The 16,379-nt window shown below is 70.0% G+C and carries 16 protein-coding genes and 1 pseudogene; 10 read left to right on the top strand and 7 right to left on the bottom strand.

The genetic code is table 11. From position 1 onward, the window contains the following. The first annotated feature begins 75 nt into the window (after positions 1-75). On the top strand, positions 76-1,314 hold the full coding sequence (locus ESZ52_RS13950; protein ID WP_131105467.1) for a metal-dependent hydrolase family protein: 1,239 nt from the start codon (positions 76-78) through the stop codon (positions 1,312-1,314). Positions 1,315-1,443: 129 nt separating this feature from the next. Here ESZ52_RS13950 and ESZ52_RS13945 read toward each other — a convergent pair whose 3' ends face one another. Further along, positions 1,444-2,760: an MBL fold metallo-hydrolase gene (locus ESZ52_RS13945; protein ID WP_131105466.1), complete on the bottom strand. Its 1,317-nt coding sequence runs from the start codon at positions 2,758-2,760 to the stop codon at positions 1,444-1,446. Next, the gene (locus ESZ52_RS13940; RefSeq protein WP_131105465.1) at positions 2,757-4,175 is read right to left on the bottom strand and encodes a hypothetical protein; all 1,419 of its coding nucleotides are present in this window, start codon (positions 4,173-4,175) and stop codon (positions 2,757-2,759) included. Before ESZ52_RS13940 ends, ESZ52_RS13945 begins: the two co-directional genes overlap by 4 nt. A gap of 246 nt (positions 4,176-4,421) precedes the next feature. Between ESZ52_RS13940 and ESZ52_RS13935 the strand changes: the two genes are divergently transcribed. Next, a complete protein-coding gene (locus tag ESZ52_RS13935; protein WP_131105464.1) occupies positions 4,422-5,168 on the top strand; it encodes a hypothetical protein in 747 nt (248 codons plus the stop codon). 424 nt (positions 5,169-5,592) lie between these two features. After that, positions 5,593-6,606 (top strand): DMT family transporter, encoded by a 1,014-nt coding sequence (locus tag ESZ52_RS13930; protein WP_131105463.1) that lies wholly within the window; start codon positions 5,593-5,595, stop codon positions 6,604-6,606. A 47-nt stretch (positions 6,607-6,653) separates the two neighbouring features. Here ESZ52_RS13930 and ESZ52_RS13925 read toward each other — a convergent pair whose 3' ends face one another. After that, positions 6,654-7,436 carry an SDR family NAD(P)-dependent oxidoreductase gene (locus ESZ52_RS13925; protein ID WP_131105462.1) on the bottom strand — a complete coding sequence of 261 codons (783 nt, stop codon included), beginning with the start codon at positions 7,434-7,436 and terminating at the stop codon, positions 6,654-6,656. 68 nt (positions 7,437-7,504) lie between these two features. On the opposite strand from ESZ52_RS13925, the pseudogene ESZ52_RS20135 reads away from it, so the two are divergent. Beyond that, positions 7,505-7,609, top strand: a pseudogene (locus tag ESZ52_RS20135) (hypothetical protein); the annotation flags it as partial. A gap of 153 nt (positions 7,610-7,762) precedes the next feature. Here ESZ52_RS20135 and ESZ52_RS13915 read toward each other — a convergent pair. The 3 genes from ESZ52_RS13915 to ESZ52_RS13905 all read right to left on the bottom strand — a co-directional run bounded on the left by ESZ52_RS13915 (position 7,763) and on the right by ESZ52_RS13905 (position 11,186). After that, positions 7,763-9,256 (bottom strand): amidase, encoded by a 1,494-nt coding sequence (locus ESZ52_RS13915; RefSeq protein WP_131105461.1) that lies wholly within the window; start codon positions 9,254-9,256, stop codon positions 7,763-7,765. An 82-nt stretch (positions 9,257-9,338) separates the two neighbouring features. Further along, positions 9,339-10,643 (bottom strand): glycoside hydrolase family 32 protein, encoded by a 1,305-nt coding sequence (locus ESZ52_RS13910; protein ID WP_131105460.1) that lies wholly within the window; start codon positions 10,641-10,643, stop codon positions 9,339-9,341. A gap of 54 nt (positions 10,644-10,697) precedes the next feature. Continuing rightward, positions 10,698-11,186 carry a GNAT family acetyltransferase gene (locus ESZ52_RS13905; RefSeq protein ID WP_131105459.1) on the bottom strand — a complete coding sequence of 163 codons (489 nt, stop codon included), beginning with the start codon at positions 11,184-11,186 and terminating at the stop codon, positions 10,698-10,700. 245 nt (positions 11,187-11,431) lie between these two features. On the opposite strand from ESZ52_RS13905, the gene ESZ52_RS13900 reads away from it, so the two are divergent. From ESZ52_RS13900 to ESZ52_RS13890, 3 genes are all read left to right on the top strand, one after another. Next, positions 11,432-11,956 carry a CarD family transcriptional regulator gene (locus ESZ52_RS13900; RefSeq protein WP_181009910.1) on the top strand — a complete coding sequence of 175 codons (525 nt, stop codon included), beginning with the start codon at positions 11,432-11,434 and terminating at the stop codon, positions 11,954-11,956. A gap of 353 nt (positions 11,957-12,309) precedes the next feature. Beyond that, positions 12,310-13,017 (top strand): GAF and ANTAR domain-containing protein, encoded by a 708-nt coding sequence (locus ESZ52_RS13895; RefSeq protein ID WP_131105457.1) that lies wholly within the window; start codon positions 12,310-12,312, stop codon positions 13,015-13,017. Further along, positions 13,014-13,721: a GAF and ANTAR domain-containing protein gene (locus ESZ52_RS13890; protein WP_131105456.1), complete on the top strand. Its 708-nt coding sequence runs from the start codon at positions 13,014-13,016 to the stop codon at positions 13,719-13,721. Before ESZ52_RS13895 ends, ESZ52_RS13890 begins: the two co-directional genes overlap by 4 nt. Positions 13,722-13,743: 22 nt before the next feature. Here ESZ52_RS13890 and ESZ52_RS13885 read toward each other — a convergent pair whose 3' ends face one another. Beyond that, positions 13,744-14,256 (bottom strand): GAF and ANTAR domain-containing protein, encoded by a 513-nt coding sequence (locus ESZ52_RS13885; protein WP_272948415.1) that lies wholly within the window; start codon positions 14,254-14,256, stop codon positions 13,744-13,746. A gap of 42 nt (positions 14,257-14,298) precedes the next feature. On the opposite strand from ESZ52_RS13885, the gene ESZ52_RS13880 reads away from it, so the two are divergent. The 3 genes from ESZ52_RS13880 to ESZ52_RS13870 are packed head-to-tail and all read left to right on the top strand — an operon-like array spanning position 14,299 to position 16,354. Continuing rightward, positions 14,299-14,703, top strand: a complete 405-nt coding sequence (locus ESZ52_RS13880) for a GntR family transcriptional regulator (protein WP_131105454.1) — start codon at positions 14,299-14,301, stop codon at positions 14,701-14,703. Then, positions 14,700-15,620: an ABC transporter ATP-binding protein gene (locus ESZ52_RS13875; protein ID WP_131105453.1), complete on the top strand. Its 921-nt coding sequence runs from the start codon at positions 14,700-14,702 to the stop codon at positions 15,618-15,620. The genes ESZ52_RS13880 and ESZ52_RS13875 overlap by 4 nt, the downstream gene beginning before the upstream one ends. Continuing rightward, a complete protein-coding gene (locus tag ESZ52_RS13870; protein WP_131105452.1) occupies positions 15,617-16,354 on the top strand; it encodes a hypothetical protein in 738 nt (245 codons plus the stop codon). The genes ESZ52_RS13875 and ESZ52_RS13870 overlap by 4 nt, the downstream gene beginning before the upstream one ends. The last annotated feature ends 25 nt before the right edge of the window (positions 16,355-16,379 follow it).

The raw sequence follows: 16,379 nt of genomic DNA, 5'->3' as shown, positions 1-16,379 counted from the left end.
GGCCGGGGCCTTCTGCCGCGCTGACCGTCGGGCCCGCAGCCCGCACCGGTGTGGGCGGGAGTAGCGTCTGCCGTCATGGACCGGGTTCTCTTCCGTGGTGGTGTCGTGGTCGACGGCACGGGTGCCGAGCCGACGCGCGGTGACGTGCTCGTGGTGGACGGCCGGGTCGCGGTGGTCGGCGGGGACGCCGTGGGGCCGGACGAGGACCCCGCGGCCGACGGCACACGGGTCGTGGACTGCACGGGCGCGTTCGTCACCCCCGGGCTCTTCGACTGCCACGTGCACTTCCTCTTCGAGCAGCCGACGATGGTGCAGATCCTGCAGACGCCGTTCTCGCTGCCGTTCTACGAGGCCATCGACCGGATGCGGCGCACGGTCGCGACCGGCATCACCTACGTGCGCGACGCCGGCGGCGCCGACCTGGGGCTGGCCGAGGCGGTGCGGCGCGGGCACGTGCTCGGGCCGCGGATGCAGATCGCGATCCAGATGCTCAGCCAGACCGGCGGGCACGGCGACGACTGGCACGTCTGCGGCGTCCACGTCGGCCTGCTGGCCGAGCATCCCGGTATGCCGTCGGCGGTCGTCGACGGGCCCATGGAGATGCGGCGCAAGGTGCGCCAGCTGGTCCGGGCCGGTGCGGACGTCATCAAGGTGGCCACGAGCGGGGGCGTCCTGTCGCCCCGGTCCAACCCCAGCCACGGGCACCTGCGGGACGACGAGGTCGCCGAGCTGGTGCGCGAGGCCTCCGCCGCGGGGCTCAACGTGATGGCGCACGCGATCGCCACCGACGGGATCAAGACCGCGATCCGCAACGGGGTCCGCTCGATCGAGCACGGGGTCTACCTCGACGACGAGGCGATCGAGCTCATGCTCCAGCACGGCACCTGGCTGGTCCCCACCCTCAGCGCTCCGCGGGCGGTGCTGGCCCAGGCCGACGCGGGCGCCCCGATGTCGGACGCCGTCGTCGCCAAGGCCCGCACGGTCGCTGCCGTGCACGACGCGTCGGTGCGTCGGGCGATCGAGGCCGGCGTGAAGGTCGCGATGGGCACCGACTGCGGGGTCGGCGTGCACGGCACCAACCTCGAGGAGCTCGGCCACCTCGCCGCCCTCGGTATGCCGCCCGCCCAGGTCTGGGCGGCCGCCTCCGGCGTCGCCGCCGAGCTGCTCGGGGTCGAGCACCTCCACGGGACGCTGGAGGAGGGCAAGGTCGCCGACGTGGTGGTCATCGACGGCGCGTATGACGACTGGACCGGGCTGGGGGAGCGGGTCCGGGAGGTCTGGATGGGCGGGGAGCGCGTTAGTAGCCGAGGCTGAGGACACGGCCTTCAGTCCGCGGCGGTGGCCAGCCCAACCTGCCGTTCCCGGCTCGCCTCATACCGGTCGTGGCTCATCAGGAAGGCAATGCCGGCCTTCCGGGCGGGAGTCGTGCACCCGGAGCTCGAGCTACGTCGCGGTGGCCAATGTTACGAGGGCTGACGCCGGCTCGTTCGTCACGAGGTGCGCCTTCACGCCTCGTGCCGCCACGGCGTGCATCGTCTCCGGCCCCGGATGATGCGGGCTGGTGGGGTTCGTCATGCCGATCGCCAAGCGGAGGTTGGGCAGAGTCTCCAGCAGCTGAGCGGATATGTTGTGCCACGAGCCGTGGTGGGGCAGGTGGACGACGTCCATGAGAGGGACGAGCGGTGCATAGTGCGCGACCAGCGCGTCGACGTCGTCCTGACGCTTCAGCTCCGCGTCGCCGGTGAGCAGCGTCCCGGCCCGGTCCGAGTGAGTCAGGCTGATCCCGTCCCCGTCGAGGATCTCCGAGGAGGCCGGGCCTCCACTCGCCAACGGGCCGGAGTACAGGCACATGGAGCTCGCGTTCGTGCCCCCGAACTGCTTGTACAGGTCGCGTAGCCGACCACGGTGCTGGACTACGAGCGTGTATGCCGTGCCAGGCTCCGACAGCTGGTTCCTCAGCTCGTGCTCGGACAGATCGAACGTCGCTGCCGCAGCCGCCATGAAGGCGGCTACGCGGTCGCGCCGACGTGCCGAGACGTAGGGGGCGAGCAGCCACATCGTGAACTTCGTCGATTCGTGCACCCGCACGGCGATGCGATCGGACATGTGGCTCTCACCGGTCTCCGGGTCGTGCTTGGCCCATCCTGGGCCGACGGCGATCATCCCGAGGTCACCTGGCTCCTCCGGCGGGCGCAGGAGCACCCTGAAGTCCTCGACCGGAGCGGGATCGGGGCCGAGGCCCGCATCGTCGTCCCCCTCGCTCCCGTGCACGAAGATCACCTGCACGTCGGGATCGAGACCCCGCAGAGCCGTGGTCGGGTCGAGCATCAGGTGAAGCTCGAAACCGTCCGGCGCCAACGCTCCACCGTCGTGGTCATCGTCCGGATCGTCGGGGTCCATCCCGTCCTCACCTTCGATCGCCGCCACGGACCGGGCGATCGCGAGCAGGCGCTCCGCGGGTGAGAGGTACGGCAGCATGACCCTGTCGACGCGGACCTGGGAGTCGGTCAGCAGGCGCTTGAGCCCGTTCACGTGGTCCAGGTCGATGTGGGAAAGGACGACCAGGTCGATGGCCCCAGAGTCGGCTGCGACCTCGGCGAGGTAGGCCGGGATCGCCTGGTAGAGATGTCTAGGACGCATGGCGCCGCAGTCGTAGACGTACCGGATCGGGCGGAGGCCGGCGTCATACCCCGAACGGATCTCGGCGGTGCAGAAGCCGCCGTGGCCGACGGCCCACTGGCGTGCGGTGTGGGAGATCATGTCGTCGCCCCCGCCCCGCTGCGGGTAGCAGCGAGCGGCTCAGGCACGTCGACGACGTCCGCCAGCTCGGCATCAATATTGAGGTCCAGGTGCCTCTGCAGTCTCGTCGTCACGCTCGCCTCGCTGTGGTCGTCTGGATAGCTGAAATACCGTCCGTGCGCCAGGCCCGGTCTACGCCGCCCAGGCAGGTTGCCCAGAAGTGCCTCGTCGAGAATGCCGGTGCCGAACAGAGGGCGGAGCCGCCCGCCGAACCAGTCGCCAAACCAGTGCCTCTCCGGAGGGAAGTAGAGGTTGGTCCAGCGCACGACCGCAAAGAGCATCCCGGACCTCAGGACCTGCCGACCCCGGTTGTCGTATGCGTATGCACGTCCCACGGACTTGTCGTCTCCCTCGACCATCTGCGACCCGGACCTGGGCGGGCACTGCGGCAGCTCGGAGTTCTTGACCAGGCGGTCGAAGTCGCGTCGGTTCTTCGTCAGCAGCAGATCGGCGAAGTACATCGGGCTGCCCAGCGAGATGAAGTCGGTCACGAGCCACGGGTTTCCCTGCTTGCGGCACGACTTCCACAGCGCGAACTGCCGGGCCCGGTACTGGTGCAGCTCGGCCCACTGCTCCGGCGTCAGGTCGGTGATGTCCGCAGGGTGGTCCGCGAGCGCTCGGGCGGCCTTCTGCAGGGCCGACAGCCCCTCCAGATGGGGCGGGGGACCCGAGTCCCGCAGCGGGCCGCCGTGCAGGTCGTTCATCTCGTGCCACAGGGCTGTCAGGCCGTCGTAGGCGATGTAGCTCCCCAGACTGTGGGCGACGACGACGAGCCTGGTGTAACGGCCGCGGTCGTGGATGCCGCGCAGCAGGTCCACCATCCCTTCCCGGATGTCACGGCGCACTGCGTAGGAGCGCGGCGATGTGTCGAGGTAGCGCACCACGTCGACGAACGAGCTGGTCACGACCGAGCTGACGAACTTGAGGAGCCAGACGACGACGGCCGCGACCAGAACTGGGCTCCCGACGGCGAGAAGGATGGCCTCCAGCGTGAACCCGTCGACGGATCCGCGCACCAGCAGCCAGAGGAGGAGTGCCGCGAGGGCGAGCAGCACGAGCCAGGCGATGACCCACACGACGAGCAGTCCGTAAGGCACCGTCCGCGGCCCGCGGAGCATCAGGCGACGAAAGGTCGGTAGAAGGTCCCTGAGCCGGTTGTCGGTCATCTTGTAGGACCAGTGGTACTCGAAGAACTCGACCTGGCCATGGACGGGATCTCCGGGCCCCGGCGGCTGCCGGTACGCCAGGAAACGCCTCGCCTCGTACGACTCGGTGACCTTCTCAGGCCGGGAGAAGTAGCGGCGTTCGCCGTCGATCTTCGGCAGGGCCGTCATGACGAAGCGCTTGAGTGTCTCGAGCGGCAACTGCTCCCCCATGCCGTGCACGATCACGACCGCGGTCCGGACCCGCGTAGCCTCTCGGGACCTCTGCGACGCGCCCTCGTGCATGGCTGCTCCCGTGATCGAAACGGTGTGTCCATGGTGGCACGCGCGGCCTATTGGACGGAAGATCCTGGAGCCCGCATCTTCGCGAGGCATCCCTTGTGCCGAGGTCTCGCCGAGGAGGACACTTCTTTTACCGGGCGACGCTCGAGCCGCCCGCCACCCGTGAGGGAGGGCATCATGTTCGAGTCGCAGAGGAGCCAGCGGCGGATCGGCCGCTTCGCCTGGGTCATGGCCTGGGTCGGCCTCGTGGTGGGGCAGCTGCACGCGCTCTCCCGCCACGCCACGGTGGATGGCCGGGAGGACCTGGAGCTGCCGCTGACCGCGGCGTGGTCCGAGCCGGCGAGCGACCTGCTGTCGCCGCTGCTGACCTGGGCCGACCCGAACGTGGTCTACGTGACCTACGGCAAGATCTGGTTCCCCGTGTTCGTCGCGTTCACCCTGTGCGCCTTCGTCGTGCACCGCAGGCGGCAGCCGGTCGGCGCCGAGAAGTGGGCGTGGCGGGTGTTCCTCACTGGCGCCGTCATCGGCTGCGTCGGTGTCTTCCTCGAGTACTGGACCCAGTGGACCGGCACCATCGACGGTCAGGGGATCGAGGCCCGCATCTTCTCGTTCTCCTTCTTCTTCGCGCTCGCCGGGCTGCCGCTCATCCTGCTGGGCGCCACCGCCCTGGGCATCACGCTGCTGCTCAAGCGGGTCCGTCCCGTCCTGGCTCCGGTGCTGCTGGCCGCGACGATCCCGCTGGACGTGGTGATCGCCCAGCTCACCTCGATGGGCAACCTGCTGCTGCCGGTCATGTTCGCCTTCGGCATCCTGGGCCGCCACCTCGCCCTGACCCTGCGTCCGAGCGACGTCCGGGCCCGGCGCGGCAGAGGAGTCGCGACGGCACTCGACCCGGCCGCCACAGATCTCAGCCCCCAGCCGTAGAGGGGCCCGTCGCAGACGGCGGGGTCACCCCGCGGCGGCGAGGCGGTCGCGCACCAGCGGCACGCCGTCGCCGCCAGCTGGTCGAGGTATGCCGTGCGCCCAGCATCGTCATGGCCAAGGGCTCGGCGGTGCCCTCGACGAGCGGACCGGCACCCCATACTGTCGGCGTAGGGGCCGGCGGCGCCGATGTACCACGGCTCGGCAGGCGTGTCGACGCGTGACCGCAGCTCGGCGAAGAGCAGCCGGTGCTCGGTCGTCCAGGTGGGCAGGTCGCGTGGCTCCGCAGGGCCCACCTCGGCAAGGCATGGCCGGGGCAGGGCGTGGTGACCGGAGATATGGGTGCCCCGTCGCTACGTACACTGATCGACCTGGGTCCTGGGCGGCCCTGGTCGAGGTCTCTATCGACCGCCGGCACCGACACTGGATGGACCTGTACGAGGCGGGACTGGCTGAGGCGGCCACGCCCGGGGAGGGGGGATGGTCGTTGAGCGCGTTCCTGGCGGTGGGGGCGGTCCTGGTGGCCGCGACACTGTTCGGCACGACGGGGACCGCGCAGGCGCTCGGAGCTGAGGGGGCCACGCCGCTGGGGGTGGGGGCCGTCCGCCTCGTCATCGGAGGGCTGGGGCTGCTGATGGTCCTGCCTCTGGTCGGCGGGCGGCGCAGCGAGGCGATACGCCTGTGGCGGACCCCCGCGGGCGTGGCCATGGGCGTCTGCACCGCGCTGTACCAGGTGTCCTTCTTCGCCGCGGTGCAGCAGGCGGGCGTGGCGATCGGGACTCTCGCCGCGATCGGCAGCGGGCCTGTCCTGGCCGGCCTTCTGGCCCGGTTCCTCCTGGGCGAACGCCCCAGGCTGTCCTGGGTCCTGGCAACCGGGCTGTGCCTGGTCGGCCTGACGCTGCTGGTCACGGGAGGAGGTGGGACGCGACAGGTCGACCTGGGGGGAGTTGCCCTCGCCCTCCTTGCGGGTCTGTCCTACGCCGGCTACACCGTGCTGGCCAAGGGGCAGCTGAGTGCCGGGCACGAACCCTCCACCGTGATGGCCGCTGCCTTCGGCCTCGGTGGTCTGCTGCTCGTCCCGCTGCTGGTCACCCAGCCGACGGCCTGGCTGCTGGATCCACGGGGCCTGGCGACGGCGACGCACCTGGGACTGGTGACCACCACCCTGGCCTACCTGCTCTTCGCCCGCGGCCTCGCCGAGCTCCCGGCCGGCCCCGTCACCACGCTCATGCTGGCCGAGCCCGTCGTCGCCACCACCCTCGGGGTGGTCGTGCTCGACGAGCGGTTGACCCTCATCAGCACGGCCGGCGTCGGACTGCTGCTTCTCGGCCTGGTGCTGCAGGGACTCGGCGCGGCCACAGGCAAGCGGCGCGAAAGAGCATCCCGGTCAGATCCGGCTTCGAATGACGCACGCGAGGGGTCGGCGTCGACAACGACGTGAGCTGGTCCGTGACCGAAGGGGTTACCGGGGATCCGTGCCGGCCCTCATCACTCGTCCTTCTTCCGCGTCAGCTGGGAGTGCACCCGCGCCTTCGCCGGCTCCGGCAGCACATTGCTGGCCGCGGCCTGGAGCCGGTTCTTGAACGAGCCGCCGACGACCGAGTCCTTGCCCTTGAGCATGGCCTCGACACCGTCTCTGGCCACCTCTGCGGGGTCGTCCTTCTTCGCGTCGTAGATCTCGGTGTCCTGCATGCCGCCCCGGTCGAAGAACTCGGTGTCGGTGGGTCCGGGCAGGAGCGAGGTGACGGTGACGCCCGTCTCCCGCAGCTCGAAGCGCAGCCCCTCCGCGAAGGAGTGCAGGAACGCCTTGGACGCGGCGTAGGTGGCATACCACGGCCCCGGCATGGTGGCCGCGATCGAGGAGGTGATCAGCACGCGGCCGCTGCCGCGGTGCACCATCTCGGGCAGCAGCTCCTTGGCGACGGCCAGGACATGGTTGATGTTGAGGGCCACCAGCCGGGCGTCGTCGCGCCACGGCACCTCCAGGAAGGGGCCAGCCGCGGCGACGCCGGCGTTGAGGGCGAGCACGTCGACCGGCCGACCGAGGCTGCGGACCCGGTCGAGGAGCTGCTGGACGCCCTCCTCGGTCGCGAGGTCGGCCTGGACCGCGATGGTGGGGGTGCTGTCGGCGAGCTCGGCGGCTGCCTGCTCGATCTGCGGCTCATCGGCACAGATGACGAGGTCGTAGCACCGCGCGGCGAGCTCTCGGGCCAGCTCCAGACCGATCCCGGTCGAGGCGCCGGTGATCACGGCGAGTGGGGAGGTGCTCATGCTGCTCCTTCTCGGGGGGCGGGCTGCATCCCTTGCATCGTCACGGAGAACACCCTGGCACGTGGCCCATGCGACCAGCTGGTGGAAGCGGCACCCCCGCCCCGCCCGGGAGCGTTCTGCCCGCGCCGCCAGAGCTGCGGCCGTCGTCGACCACCTCGGTGTGCCCATGGAAGGGCACTGCGTCCTACTTCACGCTCGAGGTGGACGTCCACGCGGCGTCGCGGTTCTGCTCGCCCCCTACCTCACCCCCAAGCGAGCCGCGGCACAGATCACCGGCCATGTTGCCTTCTGGAAGGGCGTGGACATCGTCGAGTGAGCAGCCGTGCCTACGAGCTCAGGTGACGCGTCATGGGTGCCTCGTAGATGTGGGCCCAAGGGCGGACCCGCTCGAACGCGCCGCTCGCGGCGAGCACGTCCCCGTCGGCATACCGACGTCCTTGGATCTGCATGCCGACCGGCAGCCCGTCCACCAGCCCAGCGGGGATCGACGCGGCCGGGTGGCCGGTGTAGTTCGTCAGGTAGGTCAGGCACCAGCCGATGTAGGGGTCCACCTCCACGCCCTCGATCTCGCTCGGACCCACGGTCGCACCGGGTGTGTCTGCGTTGAGGACGGGCATGGCTGCCAGCGTCGGGGAGACGAGCAGGTCGAAGTTCTCGTACACCGACTGGATGGCGTCATACACGGTGGACCGCATCACGTAGTCCTCGTTGAGCTCCGTCATCGACATCCCGTAGACGTGGTCGGCCCAGCGCAGGTAACCGTCGGGGAAGTCGTCGCGGTGCTCGCCGAGCAGGTCGAGGCCGTTCTGCTTGAAGTTCTCGAACGCCCCCAGGTTGACCAGCATGATGTGGCGGCACCACAGATCGCTGAGCTCGTGCTGGTCGTACGGCAGGGTCAGGTCGATCTCCTCCACGACGGCGCCGGCTTCTGCGAGGGCCTGGACGGCCTCGCCCACGCTGTCCCGGATCCGCTGGTCGACCGGGAAGATGCCGTAGTCGGGGGTGTAGGCGATCCGCATACCGGCGATGTCGCGGTGGACGTCTGTGACGAAGTCGTGCGGTCCCTCGTCGATGCTGAACACGTCACCGGGGTGGTAGCCGGACAGGGCGTTGAGGACCAGGGCGGCGTCCTCGACATTGCGGGTGAGCGGCCCCTCGAACAGGAACGGCATCGTGCTGCCGAAGGCGTTGGGGCGCACGACCGACGGCACGCGCCCGAAGGATGCCTTGTAGCCATACAGGCCGCACCATGCCGCGGGTATGCGGATCGAGCCGCCGCCGTCGGTACCTTCGGCGAAGGGCACCAGCCCGTCGGCGACAGCAGCGGCGCTGCCGCCCGATGACCCGCCCGGGTTGCGATCCGTGTCGAAGGGGTTGGACGTCGCTCCGAACAGAGGGTTGTCGCAGGTGCCGCGATAACCCATCACCGGCGAGTTCGTCTTGCCCAGGATGATGGCCCCGGCCTTCTCCACCCGTTCGGCGAAGATGCAGTGCGTGTCGAGGCTGAAGTTCGCCAGGGCCCTGACGCCGCCGAAGGTGGCCGGCCACCCAGGCTTGAAGTCGAAGAGGTCCTTGATGGCGGTGGGTACGCCGTGCAAGGCACCGAGGGTGGCCCCGTCCGTGACTGCCTGCTCGGCCCGCTTCGCCTCCTCGCGTGCACCGTCGAAGTCAGTGAAGACGAACGCGTTCAGGCTCGGGTTGCGCGCCTCGATCCTCGCCGCGAACGCATCCACCAGCTCCACCGGGGAGATGTCCCGGTCGCGGACCCGTCGGGCCAGCTCATGCGCACTCGCGTACGCGACGTCTGCATCGTCCAGCATCCTGATTCCTCCTTGAATCGGTCGCACCCCGTGGGAGTCATGCTAGGGCGAGGCCCTGACGCGGTCGAGCCTGTGCTCGCCCTCAGGAAGCCTCGACCCGCAGGGTGTTCAGGGGCGCGGTGGGAAAGACCTGCGCGGTCAGGGTGAGCGCCCCGTCGAGGGCGTAGACCTCCACGACCGAGGCGTCCACGACGACGAGGACGTCCACCTCGCCGCCGTGCTCGGGCAGCGATGCCTCGATGACGGTCGGGAAGGCGGGGGAGAAGGTCACGTCGCCGCAGCCCGAGCGGTCGAGGGTGAGGCGGTCGTCCGCGGTGTCGACGGTGAGGACCAGCGGGTCCCCGCCCTCGTCCGCGGTCAGGGTCAGCGTCGACCGGCCGCCGGGCGGCACGACGAGGCGGTGCTGCAGGAGGTCGTCGGGCAGGACGGGGTGCTGGTGCAGCCGTGGTCGTCCGTCGGCCGCGCTGCGCAGGGTGACCTCGCGGGCCAGCGACATGGAGGAGCGCCAGGTCGGGGTCGGCGTGCGGCCTGCGTAGGCCCAGTTGCTCGCCCAGCCGATCATGACCCGCCGGTCGCCGGTGTTGTCGAAGGACACGGCCGCGTAGTGGTCGGGGCCGACGTCGAGCCACTGTCCGGTGTCGCCCGGCAGGGGCGTGAAGGTGCGGCCGTCGAAGTCGCCGACGAAGTACTGGGTGCCCGAGCCACCCGCGGGCCCGCCGCTGCCGAGGCTGACGACCAGCACCCACGCGGTCCGCGGCCCTCCCTCGACCGGCAGCTCGAAGAGGTCCGGGCACTCCCAGATCCCCTCGGTCGACCCGAGCGGGCCGAAGGTCGACAGGTGCTCCCAGTCCAGCAGGTCGTCCGAGCGGTAGAGGACCACCTGGCGGTGGACGGCCTCGACCGCGACCATCACCCACCCGGTGGGGTGCCGGAAGACCTTCGGGTCACGGAAGTCGGCGCTCTGCCGGCACAGGACCGGGTTGTCCGGGTGGCGGCGCCACGTCATACCTCCGTCGGTGCTCCAGGCCAGCGACTGCGCCTGGGTGCCCGTGCGTGGCGACCCGGGCTCGTAGTGGCTGGTGTAGAGCGCTACGAGCGGCGGGGCGTCGCCCTCGCCGAGCCCGGAGGTGTTGTCGTGGTCGACCACGACGCTGCCGGAGAAGACCGCCTCCTGCTCGGAGAAGCGCAGCGCGACGTCATGCTCGGTCCACGTGAGCAGGTCGGGGGAGGTGGCGTGGCCCCACGACATATTGCCCCAGTCGACGCCCTCGGGGTTGGTCTGGAAGAACAGGTGGTAGACCCCGTCGAGGAAGACGAGGCCGTTGGGGTCGTTCATCCACGTGGAGCGCGGGGTGAAGTGCCGGGTGGGCCGCAGGTGGGACGTCATCGGTCCAGTATCCGCCGACGAACCACTCCGTGGCGGCCCCCACCGAAGGGAGGGTCAGGATCGCGCGGGCGGTGCCGCGCGGCCCTCGTGAGCGCGCTCGGACGTCGTCGCGTCACGGAGCCCCTGCAGCCCATCGTCGAAGAACCGGCCCAAGACTGCGACCTGCTGGTCGACATAGCCGAGTCGCTGGTAGAACTCGGTCACAGCGGTGTTGTCGGCACGCACCATCAGCTGGAGCTTGGGGATGCCCTGCCCCTGCAGCCATGACTCAGCGGCCTCCATGAGCGCACGCCCGAGCCCGTGTCCTCGTTGCTCTGGCCAGACGGCCAGGTAGTACACCCAGCCGCGATGGCCGTCGTGCCCCACCATCACCGTGCCGAGCAGCTGCTCGTCGGCCACCGCCCCGAGGACCGTGGACGACGGCCCGTCGAGCGCACGCGCGAGGTCCGCGTCCGGATCGTTCCACGGACGGACCAGTCCGCAGCCACTCCACAGTCGGACGGCCTCCGTTCTCAGCGCGGGCGGGATCGGAGCGATCAGCATGCGTCCATTCTCTCCGGCTGGGTGCCCGGCTCGGTGCCCGGCTCGGCCCGGCAGACAGGGCTCGTGTGAGGCATCTCACGCCCTCACGGCGGGGCCCTGGCGTGGGACAATGGCGTATGCAGTCCCGCGGAGGGCGGGCAGCACCACCCGGTGAGAGTCTCCCTCCGCGCTCCCCGCCTGCCGCGCGGTGGACGCCCTCCTCGGGGCGGGAGCCCGCTCCCGCTCGTCAGAGAGGCTCACGCGTCATGCAGCTCGTCCACGACCAGATCGTCGTCCACCCTCACCACGGTCCTGCCCGGGTCGCCGGGTTCACCGAGCGAGAACTGCGGGGCCGCCTCTTGCGGTATGTGCGGCTCGAGGTCGAGGGGAGCAGCCTGACCATCGCCGTGCCGCTGGGCAGTGTCGAAGAGGTGGGAGTGAGGGAGCCGATGTGCCGCGAGGAGCTGGACGACCTCTTCGGCGTCCTCACCGCCCCAGGCGCACGTCAGGAGAAGCAGTGGGCCCGACGGATCAAGGACGAGGTCCAGCGCTTGCGTACCGGGGACGTCCTGACCATTGCCGGGGTCGTGCGCGACCTCGTGCGGCGCCGTGAGGAGCGCGGGCTGTCGCTGGGGGAGCGCGACCTCCTACGGGACGCCCGCCGGCCCCTCATCTCCGAGCTGGTCGGGTGCCTGCGGATGAGTGGGGAGCAGTGTGACTCCGTCGTCGAGGAAGCCGTGCTCGATGGTGTCGTCCCCGCGGTGCCTCTGCAGCTGGCCGAGGCGAGCTGATCCGTCACGGGTGACGGGGCAGACCCGCGGGCTGCTCAGCGTGGCAGTCGCACCCGTCCTGCTTCTCGGCGCGGTGCTTCGCGACCTGTGGCCCACGCCCGCGGGGTCGCGGGGAGCTGTGCGACAGGTCGCCCTCGCACAGCCCGTGGCCCGCGCGGGTGGCAAGTCGGCCCACCGAGCTCCTGTCTGAACCCGGCAGACCTAGCGGTTCGCCATCTGGCGCCTTCCTGGCGGTCCGCTGCCGGACACGCTACGCGCACCGGGTTCAGACGGCGAACCGACGATGACGGGTCTCGACCGTGGGGCGGCGTCGAGACCGCTCCGCTCCTGAACCCGGGCGGTAGGGTGTACAGATGGTCGATCGAGGCGACGTCCTCGCGCAGCTGGCGCTGAAGATCGCCCGCACACCGACTGAAGAACCGTTGGCGAGCCGGGTGTGCCGGGCGTGTCAGGAGCTTCTGCACGCCGACGGCGTCGCACTGACCATCGGCTACAGCACCGACAGCCGGGTCACGGTATGCAGCACCGACGACGTGGCCGCCCGGCTGGAGGACCTGCAGGAGGTCCTGGGGGAGGGGCCTGGTCCGGAGGCTGCGGCGACGGGGCACCTGGCCCGCGGGCTGCTCCCCGCCGACCGGCCGGACCGTTGGCCCATGCTCAGCGAAGCGGTCCGCAGTCAACTCCATACCGTGCACGTGCTTGCCCTTCCGCTCGCCGTCGGCACCGATCCCATCGGGGTGCTCACGCTTCACCGCCAGGCACCCTTCTCGGTGCAGGAGGAGGAGATCGCCCAGTTCCTGGCCGATGCCATCGGCGCCGCCATCCTGCGCGACTCCGACGGCCGCAGCGACGCACCGAGCGAGCCGTGGCTGACCCGGTCCCGGGTGCACATGGCTACCGGAATGGTCGTGGCCCAGCTCGGGGTCGCGCCCGAGGACGCGCTGGCCCTGATCCGTGCCTACGCCTTCGCCCACGACCAGACCCTGAACCGGGTCGCCGAGGAGATCGTCGAGCGCCGTGTGCGACTCGACGTGAGCCCGCCAGGAGGTTCCACACCGTGAGACCCACCCCGAGACGCTCCCCGGCTCAGGAGCTGGCCGCCGCCACCTCGGCGCTCGTGCGGCCCTATGACATCACCGACATCCTCGCGGGAATGCTCAGCCACTGCCTCACTGCGACGGGTGCGGAGGCTGCCGCGGTGCTCGTCGTGCAGGGGTCCGGGCAGCTGGAGCTGCTGAGCTCAAACACGCACGCTGCCTCGGGGATCGAGATCCACCAGAGCCAGACCCAGGAAGGTCCCTGCGTGGACTGCATCCGTGCCCAGGCGCCCGTCGCCGCGCACGGCGAGGTGGAGCTCGCGGCGCGGTGGCCCGAGCTGGCACCCGCCATGACGGCTGCGGGCTACCAGGGCGTCCACGCCCAGCCGATGCTGTGGCACGGACGCGCCCTGGGCGGGGTGAACCTGTTCTTCGACCATGCCCAGGCACTCTCCGACGATGCACGCGCCCTGGCCCAGGTCTTCGGCGACATCGCGACCCTTGCCCTTGTCCAGACGCAGCAACCCAGCGACCGGGAACTCAACGCCCACATCACGCAGGCGCTGGAGGCCCGCACCCTGGTCGAGCACGCCAAGGGAGTCCTCATGCACGCGAAGGCCCTGGACCCGGGTGGCGCCTACACCGCACTGACGGCTCAGGCGCGCGAGCAGGGCCTGACGGTCACCGAGATGGCCCGCAACCTGGTCTGGCGGGCGCACAGCCGCTAGGTCCTGCGGCCGGCCTCCGGACTCAGGCGTCGGTCCGGCGCTTCTTGGGGGAGTTGGCCTGATCGACCAGTTCCTGGGCGATGTCCCGCAGCTTGACGTTGGTGTGGGAGGACACCCGCACCATGAACTGGAAGGCCCGGTCCTCGTCCAGCTGGTACCGCTCCATGACGATACCGAGCGCCTGCCCGATCACCTTGCGCGTCTGCAGGGCGGTGGTGAGGTCCTCGATCCGGCGGGCCTTACCCAGCGCCAGTGCCGCGTGGGTCGCGAACAGCTCCGCCAGGTGCTGCAGGTGGGGGTCGATGGTGTCGGTCTGCGTGGAGTACAGGTTGAGTCCGCCCAGCGTCTCCTGCTCGATGAAGAGTCGCAGGCCCATCTGGGCCTTGACGCCCTGCGCGACCGCGCGCGGGACGTAGCGGGGCCACCGCTGGTCGTGCCGCAGCTCGTTGGCGACGAGGACCGGCTCCCGGTCGATGGCGTCGTAGCACGGCCCTTCGCGCCGCCCGACGACCCTTGACGACCGCGCTGGTGTGATGGTGTACTACTAGAGTAACTAACCAACAGTCCGGAGGTCGCCTTGATCGAAGAGGGCAAGCCCCTGTTCGTGCAGATTGCGGAGCAGGTCGAGGACTCGATCGTGGACGGCAGCCTCGCCGAGGAGGCCCAGGCCCCGTCGATCAACGAGCTCGCCGCCTTCTATCGCATCAACCCGGCGACCGCCGCGAAGGGAGTCAACATGCTCGTCACCAAGGGAGTGCTCCACAAGCGCCGAGGCATCGGCATGTTCGTCTCCTCAGGGGCCCGCGGCCTTCTCCTGGAGGAGCGTCGCAACGCCTTCGCCGTCCGCTACGTGCACCCGCTGCTGGCCGAGGCGCGCAAGCTCGGGCTCGGGCCGGACGAGGTCGCCGACCTCGTCCGCGCCGGAGGGAGCAGCGACGGCACCGTGACCACCACGCCAGACCCAAGGAACAGGACAGCATGAGCGCCGTGATCGAGGTCCGGAACCTCACCAAGCGTTACAAGGACAAGCTGGCTGTCGAGGACGTCAGCTTCGACATCGAGCAGGACACGATCTACGGACTCCTGGGGCGCAACGGCGCCGGCAAGACGACCGTGATGTCCATCCTCACGGCGCAGAACTTCCCGACCAGTGGGCAGGTGCGCGTCTTCGGGGAGAGCCCCTACGAGAACGCACGGGTGCTCAGTCGCATGTGCTTCGTCCGCGAGAGTCAGAAGTACCCGGATGACGCCACGCCGCGTCACGCCTTTGCCTCGGCTCGGTTGTTCTTCCCGCGATGGGACCAGGGTCTGGCCGATGAGCTCGTCGACGAGTTCCAGCTGCCCACGAAACGCGTGATCAAGAAGCTCTCCCGAGGGCAGCTCTCCGCCGTCGGCGTCATCATCGGTCTCGCCTCCCGCGCGGAGATCACCTTCTTCGACGAGCCGTACCTCGGCCTCGACGCGGTCGCGCGGCAGATCTTCTACGACCGGCTGGTGGCCGACTACGCGGAGCACCCCCGGACGGTCGTCCTCTCCAGCCATCTCATCGACGAGGTCGCCAACCTCATCGAGCGGGTGCTGGTCATCGACGCGGGCCGCATCATCATGGATGAGCTCACGGAGGACGCCCGGGCGCAGGCCACGAACGTCGTCGGCGATGCCGCCACGGTGGAGAGGGCCATCGCCGGTCGTGAGGTCATCCACCGCGAGAGCCTCGGCCGGGTCGCGTCGGTCACGATCCTGGGGCGCCTCGACGACGCCGAACGCGCCGCGCTGGCCGCAGCGGGGCTCGATCTCGCGCCCGTCTCGCTGCAACAGCTCATCGTGCGCCGCACCCAGCAGCGTCCACCCAGCCGTGGCTCAGTCTCCGCGCCCACGCATGAAGGAGCTCTTCGATGAGCGTCATCGCCGACAGTCGCACGCACCCCGCCGTCGGGGGCAGCCGTACCGTCAACGTCGTCCGACTTCAGTTCGTCAACACGCAGACCTTCGTCTGGGTGCCGGCTCTCGTGCTGGGCGGCGCGTGGGTCATCACGTTGCTCATCTACTGGATCATCCAGGCCGGCGGCGGGGAGGGTATCAAGGTCGGCGGCGGCTCCCAGGCGCCGCTGTGGTACTTCCTGGTCATCGGCAGCCAGGCGATGACGATGACCTTCCCCTTCTCGCAGGCGATGAGCCTGACGCGTCGGGAGTTCTACGTCGGCTCCCTGGCGGCAGCGGGTGTGAGCAGCCTCGGCATGTCGGTCGCGTTCGTGCTGATCGGGCTCCTCGAGCAGGCGACCGACGGCTACGGCATGAACGGGTACTTCGCCCATCTCGAGTGGGTCTGGGCAGGGGGTCCGCTCGCGGCCGGCCTGACCTACTTCGTCATGTGCATGCTCTTCTTCATCGTCGGATTCTGGGCAGCGACGGTCTTCAAGCGGTTCGGGACGGCCACGCTCGTGACGGTCCTGCTCGGTGTCGCCCTCGTGCTCGTCGGGTGCATCGCCCTCATCACCTGGCAGCAGGCATGGCCGGACGTGTGGATGTGGATCACCAGCGCCGGGGCCCTGGGCCTGACCATGTGGGGCCTCCTGCTGGGCGTGCTGCTGGCGCTCGGCTCGTACCTCACGCTGCGCAGGATGCCCGCCTGACGTCATCGGTCACGCCTCTGTTCGG

Source organism: Ornithinimicrobium sufpigmenti (assembly GCF_004322775.1).
Taxonomy (GTDB): Bacteria; Actinomycetota; Actinomycetes; order Actinomycetales; family Dermatophilaceae; genus Ornithinicoccus; species Ornithinicoccus sufpigmenti.
The sequence above is the reverse complement of the archived record's forward strand: the minus strand, read 5'-3'. Positions and strand labels throughout refer to the sequence as shown.

Bases quoted from the DNA above. Each gene is read 5' to 3' on its own strand.
- ESZ52_RS13875 (WP_131105453.1), top strand. From the start codon at position 14,700: ATGAGCGCCGTGATCGAGGTCCGGAACCTCACCAAGCGTTACAAGGAC.
- ESZ52_RS13900 (WP_181009910.1), top strand. From the start codon at position 11,432: ATGCAGCTCGTCCACGACCAGATCGTCGTCCACCCTCACCACGGTCCT.
- ESZ52_RS13945 (WP_131105466.1), bottom strand. From the start codon at position 2,760: ATGATCTCCCACACCGCACGCCAGTGGGCCGTCGGCCACGGCGGCTTC.
- ESZ52_RS13905 (WP_131105459.1), bottom strand. From the start codon at position 11,186: ATGCTGATCGCTCCGATCCCGCCCGCGCTGAGAACGGAGGCCGTCCGA.
- ESZ52_RS13935 (WP_131105464.1), top strand. From the start codon at position 4,422: ATGTTCGAGTCGCAGAGGAGCCAGCGGCGGATCGGCCGCTTCGCCTGG.
- ESZ52_RS13930 (WP_131105463.1), top strand. From the start codon at position 5,593: ATGGACCTGTACGAGGCGGGACTGGCTGAGGCGGCCACGCCCGGGGAG.
- ESZ52_RS13895 (WP_131105457.1), top strand. From the start codon at position 12,310: ATGGTCGATCGAGGCGACGTCCTCGCGCAGCTGGCGCTGAAGATCGCC.
- ESZ52_RS13925 (WP_131105462.1), bottom strand. From the start codon at position 7,436: ATGAGCACCTCCCCACTCGCCGTGATCACCGGCGCCTCGACCGGGATC.
- ESZ52_RS13950 (WP_131105467.1), top strand. From the start codon at position 76: ATGGACCGGGTTCTCTTCCGTGGTGGTGTCGTGGTCGACGGCACGGGT.
- ESZ52_RS13940 (WP_131105465.1), bottom strand. From the start codon at position 4,175: ATGGGGGAGCAGTTGCCGCTCGAGACACTCAAGCGCTTCGTCATGACG.
- ESZ52_RS13915 (WP_131105461.1), bottom strand. From the start codon at position 9,256: ATGCTGGACGATGCAGACGTCGCGTACGCGAGTGCGCATGAGCTGGCC.
- ESZ52_RS13910 (WP_131105460.1), bottom strand. From the start codon at position 10,643: ATGACGTCCCACCTGCGGCCCACCCGGCACTTCACCCCGCGCTCCACG.
- ESZ52_RS13870 (WP_131105452.1), top strand. From the start codon at position 15,617: ATGAGCGTCATCGCCGACAGTCGCACGCACCCCGCCGTCGGGGGCAGC.